General features: G+C 28.8%; 10 protein-coding genes and 1 tRNA gene. 9 read left to right on the top strand and 2 right to left on the bottom strand.

Going from position 1 to position 11,056, the window contains the following annotated elements:
• Nucleotides 1–587: 587 nt before the first annotated feature.
• Both L8V88_RS06600 and L8V88_RS06595 read right to left on the bottom strand, forming a co-directional pair.
• Nucleotides 588–664 (bottom strand) — tRNA-Ile (locus L8V88_RS06600).
• A gap of 52 nt (nucleotides 665–716) precedes the next feature.
• The gene (locus L8V88_RS06595; protein ID WP_263727303.1) at nucleotides 717–1,826 is read right to left on the bottom strand and encodes an FtsW/RodA/SpoVE family cell cycle protein; all 1,110 of its coding nucleotides are present in this window, start codon (nucleotides 1,824–1,826) and stop codon (nucleotides 717–719) included.
• A gap of 72 nt (nucleotides 1,827–1,898) precedes the next feature.
• Here L8V88_RS06595 and L8V88_RS06590 point away from each other — a divergent pair, with 72 nt between their 5' ends.
• The 9 genes from L8V88_RS06590 to L8V88_RS06550 are packed head-to-tail and all read left to right on the top strand — an operon-like array spanning nucleotide 1,899 to nucleotide 11,055.
• The gene (locus L8V88_RS06590; RefSeq protein WP_263727302.1) at nucleotides 1,899–2,861 is read left to right on the top strand and encodes an RluA family pseudouridine synthase; all 963 of its coding nucleotides are present in this window, start codon (nucleotides 1,899–1,901) and stop codon (nucleotides 2,859–2,861) included.
• Entirely contained in the window at nucleotides 2,815–4,029 is a 1,215-nt protein-coding gene (locus tag L8V88_RS06585; protein ID WP_263727301.1) for a fibronectin type III domain-containing protein, read from the top strand. Before L8V88_RS06590 ends, L8V88_RS06585 begins: the two co-directional genes overlap by 47 nt.
• The gene (gene trmB / locus L8V88_RS06580) at nucleotides 4,029–5,219 is read left to right on the top strand and encodes a tRNA (guanosine(46)-N7)-methyltransferase TrmB (RefSeq protein WP_263727308.1); all 1,191 of its coding nucleotides are present in this window, start codon (nucleotides 4,029–4,031) and stop codon (nucleotides 5,217–5,219) included. The genes L8V88_RS06585 and trmB overlap by 1 nt, the downstream gene beginning before the upstream one ends.
• A 32-nt stretch (nucleotides 5,220–5,251) precedes the next feature.
• Entirely contained in the window at nucleotides 5,252–5,908 is a 657-nt protein-coding gene (locus tag L8V88_RS06575; RefSeq protein ID WP_039642523.1) for a cell division ATP-binding protein FtsE, read from the top strand.
• A complete protein-coding gene (locus L8V88_RS06570) occupies nucleotides 5,895–6,701 on the top strand; it encodes an ABC transporter permease (protein WP_039617996.1) in 807 nt (268 codons plus the stop codon). The genes L8V88_RS06575 and L8V88_RS06570 overlap by 14 nt, the downstream gene beginning before the upstream one ends.
• Entirely contained in the window at nucleotides 6,698–7,873 is a 1,176-nt protein-coding gene (locus L8V88_RS06565; protein ID WP_263727300.1) for a murein hydrolase activator EnvC family protein, read from the top strand. The genes L8V88_RS06570 and L8V88_RS06565 overlap by 4 nt, the downstream gene beginning before the upstream one ends.
• A gap of 55 nt (nucleotides 7,874–7,928) precedes the next feature.
• Entirely contained in the window at nucleotides 7,929–8,654 is a 726-nt protein-coding gene (gene pyrH, locus L8V88_RS06560) for a UMP kinase (RefSeq protein ID WP_039628219.1), read from the top strand.
• Between the two features lie 9 nt (nucleotides 8,655–8,663).
• Complete coding sequence (locus tag L8V88_RS06555; protein WP_039618002.1) at nucleotides 8,664–8,882, top strand: DNA-directed RNA polymerase subunit omega; 219 nt, start codon at nucleotides 8,664–8,666, stop codon at nucleotides 8,880–8,882.
• Complete coding sequence (locus L8V88_RS06550; protein WP_263727299.1) at nucleotides 8,866–11,055, top strand: RelA/SpoT family protein; 2,190 nt, start codon at nucleotides 8,866–8,868, stop codon at nucleotides 11,053–11,055. Before L8V88_RS06555 ends, L8V88_RS06550 begins: the two co-directional genes overlap by 17 nt.
• Nucleotide 11,056 lies beyond the last annotated feature (1 nt).

Here is an 11,056-nt window from a genome sequence, read left to right as displayed (position 1 = left end):
TTGTAATTGATTTAAAAAATAGCAAGATTTTAAAAGCAATACAAGGGAGATGTTTTAAAGAATTTGGGTAATGTAACTAGGTTTAATAGATATATGCTTTTAAAACAAGGTTTTACAAATCCAAATTCACAAGATGAAGTTTTATATGATGATATTAAATCAATAACATAGATTGATATAAAGGTTTATATCAATCTGGATATAAATTTTAAATAAAATTTACCAAGAAGCTTTTTTATAAAGACTATATATTTTTTAAAAAAGTATTTTTAAACCAAAGTTTTTACTATGATAATAAAACCTATCATTTAAGAAATTAAACTTAAAAAATGAAAATTTGATTATCAAAATTCCTAGTGATTTTTCAAAGCTTTAGAAAATATTATAAAGTATGATAATAGCTCACATAGTATAATTAGTTTTATCTATGAAAAAGATTTATACCTAATATATAATTTAGGTGTAAAATAAATTATTATTATGGTTGTTTATATAATATACAAAAAGCTATTTTTGAAAATATAAAAACTCTTTTTTAATATTTTGAATATAATTTGCCAAAAAAACACTCGGGAGTAAAAAATAAATGGTGGATTTAGCAGGACTCGAACCTGCGACCAACCGGTTATGAGCCGGTTGCTCTAACCAACTGAGCTATAAATCCGCCAGAAGTTAAAATAAAAATGTTATTATATCTTTATTTCCTTAATTTAAATTTAGAATTTTATTTTTACCGCTTTTTCTATTGCTAAATATCTAAAAGTTATTAAATTTTGTAAAATTCCAAAGAAAATCATAAAGGTAGCAAAAGAACTTCCCCCATGACTAAAAAATGGCATAGGTATACCAACAACAGGAGCAAAACCTATGGTCATTGATATATTTACCGCTACATATATAAAAATAAACAAAGCAATGCAATTTGTCACTACTCTTGTAAAATAATCATCTTTGAGCTTATAATTTAAACTCAATAAATGAAAAATGAGTAAGGTATAAAGCAGTATGATTACAACTGCACCGATAAAACCAAATCTTTCAGACAAATATGCAAAGATAAAATCACTCGTAGAAATAGGTAAAAATTTAAAATGTGTTTGTGTGGCTTCATCGGCCTTTTTTCCGCTCAAACCACCACTTCCTATAGCGATGATGGATTGTTTTACATGGTAACTTGGCTCTTCAGCTAAGAAATCATGAATTCTTTGTTTTTGATAAGGTTTTAAAAAATCACTATAAATAATAGGTGAAGCTATAGCTATAGCTAAAAAAATACTAAGCCAAATTTTATAATTTACCCCTATAATAAAAAGTGTTCCAAAGCCTACTATTAAAAGTACTAAAGCTGTTCCTAAGTCAGGTTCTCCTGCTATAAGTAAAAATGGGAGCAAAATATAAAAACTTAGCTTTAAAAATTGTTTTAAACCATAGCCATTATGAGGTGGTGGGTTTTGATAAATCAAATAAGCTAGCATTAAAATAAAGGAGGGTTTGAAAATTTCAGAAGGCTGTATGGTAAAATGTGTAAAAGGTATTTCAAGCCATCTTCTAGCTCCAAGTTTTTCAATACCAAAAATATCCACACTCAAAAGCAAAGCTATATTGATCCAATATAATACAGGTATAAGCCACATTAATCTTCTTAAAGGTAAAAAGAAAAAAAACGCAAATCCTGCAAAACCTACTAAAGTATAGATAAATTGTTTTTCGGCTAAGCGTGTATTTGCTTCATAAATTAAAAGAAAAGATATAGCTATGATAGGCAACACTAAAAGAGGTTGAACAAAATCAAAATGCGTTAGAATTCTTCTATCAAGTTTTATCAAAGCTAACCTTTTTTACAAAATATTGTGTAATTATATGCTAAAATTGCAAATTTTATCACAAGGAAATATAATATGCTAAAAATTTCATCACTTTGTGAAGAAAGATTGGATATTTTTTTATCAGATATACTTAAACAAAGTCGTTCGCAAGTTACTAAACTTATCAAAGAAAATTGCATATATATTAATGAAAAATTAGAAAATAAAAGTTCTAAAAAAATAAAACAAAAAGATGAAATAAGTATTTTTTTACCTTTAGTAAAAGAAGTCAAAGAAAGCTACACGCCTGAGTTTGATATAGAAATTTTATATGAAGATGATGATGTTTTAGTTTTAAACAAAGCTCCTAATGTTGTCGTACATGGTGCAAGTAGTGTTAAAGAAGCGACTTTGGTGGATTGGCTTTTACATAAGGGCTATGCTTTATCAAATTTAAATGGAGAGCATAGAGCAGGGCTTGTGCATAGACTTGATAAAGGCACAAGCGGAGCTATCATCATAGCTAAAAATAATCAAGCACATCAATTTTTAGCAAATCAACTTTTAGATAAAAGCATGGGTAGATTTTACCTTGCTTTGAGTGAATTGCCTTTGAAAAATGATAAAATGAGTAATGAAAAAGCTATTATGCGTTGTCCTAATAATAGGCTTAAAAAAATTACTACAAATACCAAAAATCCTTTAGCAAAAAATGCAAAAACAGATTTTATAAATTTATTAAGTGCTAAAAACTGCTCTTTAATAGCTGCTAAATTATACACAGGGAGAACCCATCAAATCAGGGTGCATTTGGCAGATTTTAATCGCTATATTTTAGGAGATGAATTATACGGATATAAAGGAAAAATAAAGTATAATAGAGTAATGCTTCATGCGTATTTGATTTATTTTATTCATCCTAGGACTAAAGAGTTAATGTTTATAAAAGCTCCTATGTTTGATGATTTTTATCAAATTTTAAAAGAAAATTTTACACAAGGAGAGATAGATGAAAAAACTTCACTGGATTATCTTAAGTTCTGCTTTGGCTTTTAGTGCTTGTAGTACAACTATGAGTTCGCCTCAAATTGCTCAAGTAAATGATACTTTACCAAAAATTTCAAGCATTAAAAGTATAAGTGATATTACAAGTATAGCTTTTGAATGGGAACCATTGTATGATCAAAATATAGCAGGCTATTATATTTATAGGGCAAATGCAGCTGGTGCACCTATGGAGCTTATAGCAAAAATTAAAAATAAATTTCAAACTCATTATACTGATACAAATTTAGAGCCAAATACAAGATATTATTATTCTATGAAAACTTTTAATGAGCTTGGGCAAGTTTCTCAAGATGGTGTAAGCATAGAAGCTTTCACAAATAGAGTGATTGATCCAGTGCCTTTTGTGCAAGCTATTGTTGGTTTGCCAAATCGAGTAAAAATAGTTTGGAGGCCACATCCTGATGTAAGAGTAAATTCATACATCATTGAGCGTGCAAATATGAAAGATATGAAATTTAAAGAATTAACTAGGGTTAAAAATCGCTTAAGTGCTGAATACATAGATGATTCATTAAAACCTGATGAAAGTTTTCAATATAGAATCATAGCTTTAACTTATGATGGTATTAAAAGTACTCCAAGTAAGATAGTCGAATCAACTACCAAAGCGCTTCCTCCTATGGTAAGTAATTTACAAGCAAGTAAAGATGCGCCAAGAAAAATCATTTTAACTTGGGATAAAATTGATTATGCTGATTTTGCTTATTATAAAATTTACTCAAGTTCAACTACTTTTTTACCTTTTAGCGTGGTAGCTAAAACTTCTGAAAATACCTATGAAGATGTAGTTAAAGGTGTGGCTGAAAAAAGATATTATAAAGTTAGTATGGTGGATAAAGATGGCCTAGAAAGTCCTATAGCAAGTGAGCCTGTAGAGGGTATTACCTTAGGGGCGCCATTAGCACCAAGTATTGTTTTGTGTGCTGTTGAAGATGATGGCATTAGAGTTGAATGGGTTGATAATGATGATAGAGCTAAAGAGTATATAGTTAAAAGAAGCGGCGGTGGAAGTAATGCTGTGTTTAAAGAGATTAAATCTAAACAATTAAAAGATATCACAGCTGTTCCTGGAAAAGTGTATAGTTATGAAGTTATAGCTATTGATGCAAATGGTATAGAATCAAAAGCTTCTGATAAATTTACAGCGGTGAAATGATGCCAAATTTTAAGTGTAAAATTTTAAAAGAAATTCAACTTCCTTTTGAAAAAGATGGGGTTGAATTTTTATGGCTTGCTAAAGGTGAAAATGTTGATTTGCTTTTTACGCGCATAAAGCAAGAAAACTTTTTTTTGCAGATTAAAAAAGATGAAAAAAAACAAGAATGGCTTATTAAAGGTGAAAAACACACTAAACCTTCGCAAATTGGGTATTTGCAAAAGGCTTTACTTGTATTTAAAGAAAATTTTACTCAAGATGTAGTTTGTGAAGCTGTGGCATTAAAACATACAAGGTTAATCCAAAAAACACCTTTAATTGCTAATGATTTAAAAGAGTTGTTAGAGCAAATAAAAAACAAAAAGCAAATTTATATTGAAATAGGCTTTGGAAGTGGTAGGCATTTGCTTTATCAAGCAAGGTTAAATCCTGATGTTTTGATTATAGGTATAGAAATTTACACGCCTGCGCTAGAGCAAGTAGCTAAACTTGCCTTAAGTGAAAACTTAAATAATGTTTTATTAATAGAAACTGATGCAAGATTATTATTAAGCGTACTTGAATCTAATCTGGTAGATAAAATCTTTTTGCATTTTCCTGTCCCTTGGGATAAAAAGCCTCACCGTAGGGTAGTGGGGTTAAATTTTGCAAATGAATGCGCTAGAGTTTTAAAAGAAAATGGGCAATTTGAACTTAGAACGGATAGCTTTTTATATTTTGATTTTACCTTAGAAACTTTTTTAACTTTTTCGCATTTAAAAGCTTTAATCAAAAAAAATGAAAATTTAGAAATTTCAAGTAAATATGAAGATCGCTGGAAAAGGCAAAATAAAGATATATATGATTTAATCATCAGTGGTTTTAGTAAGAGTGAAAGTTTAAGTAAGGATCAAAAATTTGCTATTGAAGATTTAAGATTAAACACAGAAGAATTAGCTTGTGTAAAAAAGAATTTTAAAAATGAGGTTTTTAAAGGTGAGGATTTTTTCTTGCATTTTGAAAAAATGTATATTAAGGATGATGGGCTTATCATTAAAATAGCTTTTGGCGCTTTTTACAAGCCTGAGCATATTTATATAGCTTTAAATACACAAAAAATAGAATTTATCTTTGAGCAGCCTTTTAAAACTAAAGAAAATTTAAAAGCTATAGAAAAATTAAGAGAAATATTGTATTCTTATATCAAATAATAATTTATAAAATAAATAAGGAAAAAGTAGTGATGATAGAAGCTAAAAAGCTTTGTCTTGGTTATGATGAACTTGTTATAGAAAATGCTAGTTTTTCGCTAAAAGATAATGATTTTGTTTTTATTACAGGAAAAAGTGGTAGCGGGAAATCAACTTTGTTAAAATCTTTCTATGGGGATTTGGAGCCAATAAGTGGAAGCTTAAAGGTTTGCAATAATGATTTAGTGGATATTTCTAATGCTGAACTTTTACAGCTTAGGCAAAAAATAGGGATTATTTTTCAAGATTATCGTTTAGTTCAAGAATTTAGTGTAGAAAAAAATGTAATGCTACCTTTGATGATTAAAGGTTATAGTAAGAATGTATGTAAAGAGCAAGCTGCAAAGCTTTTAAAGCATGTAAATTTAACTTTCAAAGCTGATAAAAAACCAGCTCAGCTTTCAGGTGGAGAGCAGCAACGTGTGGCTATGGCAAGAGCTTTAGCACATAATCCAAAATTACTCTTATGCGATGAGCCAACGGGAAATTTGGATGAGTATTCTTCAGATATTATATGGACTTTATTAAAATCAGCTAGAGAAATACTTGGAACTTGCGTGGTAGTTGTTACACATAGAATTCCTACTAATTTAAGACTTGATTATCGTCGTTTTAATATAGAAAATGGGAGAATGAATGAAATCTTTTAAAAATCATCTTTCTTTGATATTTGCTTTAATGGTAATGATGTTTGCTTTTGAGTTTTTAATCATTACAAACAAAACTATAGAGCACTATGAAAAACTTTTAAATAAAGATTATAATATTATTTTAGTAGGAAAAACTCACTTAGATAAAAAAAGCATAGAAGATCAAGTAAATCATTTTCAGTCTTTAGAAATTTTAAATCCAAATGAAATGATAGACAGACTTAAAAATGATATATCAGCTAAAAATATAGAGGTTTTGAAGGCTACATTGCCAAAATTTTATACTTTAAAACTCAATAAACTTTTGTCAGAAGATGAACTAAATGCTTTAAAAGATAAGCTTTTAAAAAATCCTAACATTACTAAAGTAGAAACTTTTGCAAAAACGCATACAAAAATTTACAAACTTTTGGTTTTGGTAAAATTTTTATTATGGTTTTTCTTGTTTATTATAATATTACTTAGTTTTGTATTATTGCTTAAGCAAATGAAAATTTGGCTTTTTGAGCATACTCAAAGAGTTGAAATCATGTGTTTACTTGGAGCACCGTTTTGGTTTAGATCTTTTATGCTTTATAAGATAGTTTTTATTGATTGTTTTATAGCATTTTTATTGCTTGTATTATTTTTTACCCAAGTTTACGATCTTGAATCTATCAAGCTAGCTTTACAAAGTGTAGATATTAGCTTACCTAAAATAAGTATTTTCACGCATTTGTTTTTGATTTTTTTAGCAATGCTTTGTGTTTGTTTTGCTTGTGTGAATTTTGTAATGTTTAAGGTTAGAAAATGAAAAAATGCTTTTTGCTTTTTTTGTTTTCTTTTTCTGTTTTATTTGCAAATGAAATTGCGCAAAAGCAAAAAGATATTAAAGAAAATGAACGTATAGTAAAGCAACTTTCTAAAAAATTAGAAGATTTAGCTAGTGAAATTTTAGATAATGAGAAAAATTTAAAAAAAATCGCTTCAGAAATTAGCACTTTAACTTCAAAAACCTCTAAGCTTGAAAGCTCGGTAAAAACTCAAATAAAAGCACTAGAGCAACTTAATGCGCAAAATAAAGATCTTTTGCAAAATAAAAATAAAATCGAAGGAAAGATAATCGATTTAATTGCTAAAGATTTTGCTTATGATTTGGCAATTCCTAAAAATTATATTGAAAGCGAAGATAGTATCATAGCTTTAGAATTAGTTGGGGTTTTAGATAAAATTTTCAAGGAAGAATTTTACCAAATTTCAAAAGATTATGAAGATATAAGCAAAAAAATAGAAGAAAAACAAACACAAATTACCACAATTAATAGCAATTTAAAAGTTTATAAAGATCAAATTGATGAGCTTAGAAATCTTAGAAAAAAACAAGAACAAGAAATAGCTAAGCAAAAAACCGATAAGGAAATTTATACTAGAAAACTTTCTAATTTACAAGTCCAACAACAAGAATTAAGAAAAACACTTAATAAATTAAAAATTATCAAAGAAAAAGAAGAAGAAAAATTAGCACAAAAAAAAGAAGACAAAAAACCAAATTCAAATATAAAACAAGTAGGTTCAAGCTATCAAACAAGCAGTGTTAAGCGCTATAGTGGCCCTAAGACAATCGCCCCTTTAGAATCTTACACAGTAAAACAAAAATTTGGAAATTACATAGATCCTATTTATAATATTAAAATTTATAATGAAAATGTAGTTTTAAAAAGTGATAGTGCTAATGCTGCAGTGAGAAATGTTTTAGATGGTAAAGTGGTTTTTGCAAAAGCAACTCCAACTTTAAAACAAGTTGTGATTGTTGAAAATAAAGATGGTATACATACTATTTATGCACATTTAGATAAAATTGCACCTGGGGTTAAAGTGGGTAGAAATATTAAAAAAGGTTATATTATAGGCAGGGTTGAGAGTGATTTAACTTTTGAAGTAACACAAAAGAATTTTCATATTAATCCTTTAGAAATGATTAAATAAATTAGTTTTTTTTAATGCGAATTTTGATATAGTTTCAAATCAAAGGAGAAATTTAATGAACAATAAAAGAAAAAGAGTATTGGTTAAATTTTCTGGGGAAGCTTTGGCTGGAGAAAATGGGTTTGGTATAGAAAATTCTATTTTAAAATACATAGCTTCTGAAATAAAAAGCTTGATTAATGAAAATGTTGAAGTAGGTATAGTAATAGGCGGTGGAAATATCATTAGAGGGGTATCTGCTGCAAGAGATGGACTTATAAAAAGAACAAGTGGCGATCATATGGGTATGCTTGCTACTGTGATTAATTCTATAGCTATGCAAGAAGCATTAGAAAGCGCTGGGCTTGATGTAAGGGTTCAAAGTGCTATTCAAATGGAGGCATTTTGTGAAACATATATTATGAGAAGAGCGCATAGACATTTAGAAAAAGGACGTATAGTTATCTTTGCTTGTGGTACAGGTAATCCTTATTTTACTACAGATACTGCTGCAACTTTAAGAGCGGTGGAAATTCAAGCAGATATGATTATTAAAGCGACTAAAGTAGATGGAATTTATGATAAAGATCCTAAAAAATATGATGATGCAATTATGCTTAATGAGCTAAGTTATGAAAGAGCTTTACATGATAATATAAAAGTTATGGATGATACAGCAATAGCTTTAGCTAAAGATAATGCTCTACCTATCGTGGTATGTAATATGTTTAAAGAAGGAAATTTATTAAAAATCATTCAAGGCGATATGAGCTTATGCTCTATTGTTAAAAATCAAGATTAAAGGTAAAAAATGAGAGTAGAACAAATAGCTGCAAAAGCATTAAAAAAACTAAAAGATGATAGATATAAACTAGCTCTTGTGGTAGCTAAAAGAGCTGAAGAGCTTGCAAATGGTGCAGAACCTTTAGTAAATTTAGATAAAAATAAATACAAATACACTGACATTGCTTTACATGAAATAGCAGAAGATAAAATCGTTTTAGAGGGATTTATTGAAGCTAGTAAATGATGAGTTATTGTTAGATAAACTTGTTGATGATGTTAAAAATTGTAAGGATTTACAAAGAGCAAAAGAAATCCTTTTTATGGTCTTCCCACAATCTGCTGTTTTAGAAAAAGCAGTAGATTTTTGTATCCAAAAACACGAAGGACAATTTAGAAAAAGTGGGGAACCATATGCGGTTCATCCTATATTAGTGGCTTCTTTTGTGGCTTTTTTAAGCCCGGTGCAGTCTATGATCATAGCTGCATTATTGCACGATGTTTTAGAGGATACAAATTGCAGCGAAGAAGAATTAAATGCAAATTTTGGCGAAGAGGTAACCAAATTAGTTCAAGGCTTAACCAAAATAGTCAGTATTAGAGAAGATCATCTTACACGCTCTAATTCTAATGAAAAACTTGCAAAATCTGCTTTGACTTTTAGAAATATGCTTTTAGCTGGTGTTGAAGATGTGAGTGTGCTTGTAATAAAACTTTGCGATAGATTACACAATATGCTTACTTTAAATTTTTTAAGAGAAGATAAACAAAAAAGAATCAGCGAAGAAACCTTGGTGGTATATGCGCCTATAGCTCACAGACTTGGAATTTCAAGTATAAAAAATTTACTTGAGGATTTAAGTTTTAAGTTTTTATTACCTGATGAGTACGCACAAATTGATAATTATATAAATGCAAAAGATCAACAAATTCAACTTGGATTTAATGAATTTATCTCAAAAATTGAAATGTTATTTTTAGAGAATGGTTTTAGACAAGGCAGTTTTGTTATACATAAAAGAATTAAACATAATTATTCTATTTATTTGAAAATGCAAAGAAAAGGTGTAGGACTTGATGAAGTTTTAGATCTTTTGGGTGTAAGAATTTTGGTTGAAAAAGTTTATGATTGTTACTTGGCTTTAGGAATTTTACATACGCATTTTAATCCTTTAATTTCAAGATTTAAAGACTATATAGCCTTGCCAAAGCAAAATGGTTATCAAACTTTACATACAACGCTTTTTGATGCAAAAAATATCATAGAAGCACAAATTCGCACCTTTGATATGCACAAGACTGCTGAATTTGGCGTGGCAGCACATTGGAAATATAAAGAAGGAAATATAACAACACCAAATTTAGATTGGCTTGCAGATATTTCCATGCATGGTAAAGAAGAAGGAAATAATATACAAGATTGTGATGCTATTGAGCTTTATGAATATGCAAAAGATAGTTTATATATAGAAGATATAGCGGTGTATTCTCCAAAAGGTGAGATTTTCACTTTGCCGCGTGGGGCTACGGCTTTGGATTTTGCATATGAGGTTCATACTAAAGTAGGGCTTCATGCAAAAACTGCTTTTGTTAATCGCATGAGGGTGCCACTATTAACTGTGCTAAAAAATGGAGATATAGTTAGTATAGAAACTTCAGAGGAAGAATTTTTTAGATGTTCTTGGATAGACAGTGTTAAAACAGGAAAGGCTAGGGCTAGTATAAGAGATTTTTGTAAGCAAAAGAAAAAAGAATTAAATAATAAAATTGCTATAAATCTTTTATCTACAGTATTTAATAAAGATTCTAAGCTTATAGAAGAGTGGCTTGAAAAAGAAAAATTTAACAAAAAGCTCAGACAAATTGCTTTAGATTTTAATTATTTTAAAGAGGTAATTATAGCTCTTAGAAAATATGTAGGGCAAAATCAAGCAGCTAAATTTGAGCAAAATGAGCAAAAATTTGAAAGTATAGTGATTGGTTCTAATTATAAAATAACTACGATTAATTTTGATTATTGTTGTAGGCCTAAAAGAGGGGATGAAATCATTGCTTTTAGACACTCAACTGGAGCAACGATACACCATAAACTTTGCGAGCAAGCAATGAAAATGATAGAAGATAATAAAGAAATGGTTTTTGTTTCTTGGAATGATAGCTCGATAAAAAGTTACAAAATCATTGTTTCTATAGAAAATAAAAAAGGTTCTTTAGCGGATTTTCTAACTACTTTGGCTAAAATGCAAATTAATGTTTTAAGTATTAATTCAGCCGATTCAGAGCCTGTGGTGGCAAATTATTTTGAAGTGCAGGTTGAATTACCTAATAATGTAGATATTGAAAATGCAAAAGAAAGATTAAAAGCTAGATATAAAATTTTAGATTTTACATCTTTAAATGATGCGTATAATAATCACTAAA

It is taken from the genome of Campylobacter sp. IFREMER_LSEM_CL2101, assembly GCF_025771825.1.
In the GTDB taxonomy this organism is placed as follows: domain Bacteria; phylum Campylobacterota; class Campylobacteria; order Campylobacterales; family Campylobacteraceae; genus Campylobacter_D; species Campylobacter_D lari_C.
The sequence above is the reverse complement of the archived record's forward strand: the minus strand, read 5'-3'. Positions and strand labels throughout refer to the sequence as shown.

Bases quoted from the DNA above. Each gene is read 5' to 3' on its own strand.
- L8V88_RS06590 (WP_263727302.1), top strand. From the start codon at position 1,899: ATGCTAAAAATTTCATCACTTTGTGAAGAAAGATTGGATATTTTTTTA.
- L8V88_RS06585 (WP_263727301.1), top strand. From the start codon at position 2,815: ATGAAAAAACTTCACTGGATTATCTTAAGTTCTGCTTTGGCTTTTAGT.
- trmB (WP_263727308.1), top strand. From the start codon at position 4,029: ATGCCAAATTTTAAGTGTAAAATTTTAAAAGAAATTCAACTTCCTTTT.
- L8V88_RS06575 (WP_039642523.1), top strand. From the start codon at position 5,252: ATGATAGAAGCTAAAAAGCTTTGTCTTGGTTATGATGAACTTGTTATA.
- L8V88_RS06570 (WP_039617996.1), top strand. From the start codon at position 5,895: ATGAAATCTTTTAAAAATCATCTTTCTTTGATATTTGCTTTAATGGTA.
- L8V88_RS06565 (WP_263727300.1), top strand. From the start codon at position 6,698: ATGAAAAAATGCTTTTTGCTTTTTTTGTTTTCTTTTTCTGTTTTATTT.
- pyrH (WP_039628219.1), top strand. From the start codon at position 7,929: ATGAACAATAAAAGAAAAAGAGTATTGGTTAAATTTTCTGGGGAAGCT.
- L8V88_RS06555 (WP_039618002.1), top strand. From the start codon at position 8,664: ATGAGAGTAGAACAAATAGCTGCAAAAGCATTAAAAAAACTAAAAGAT.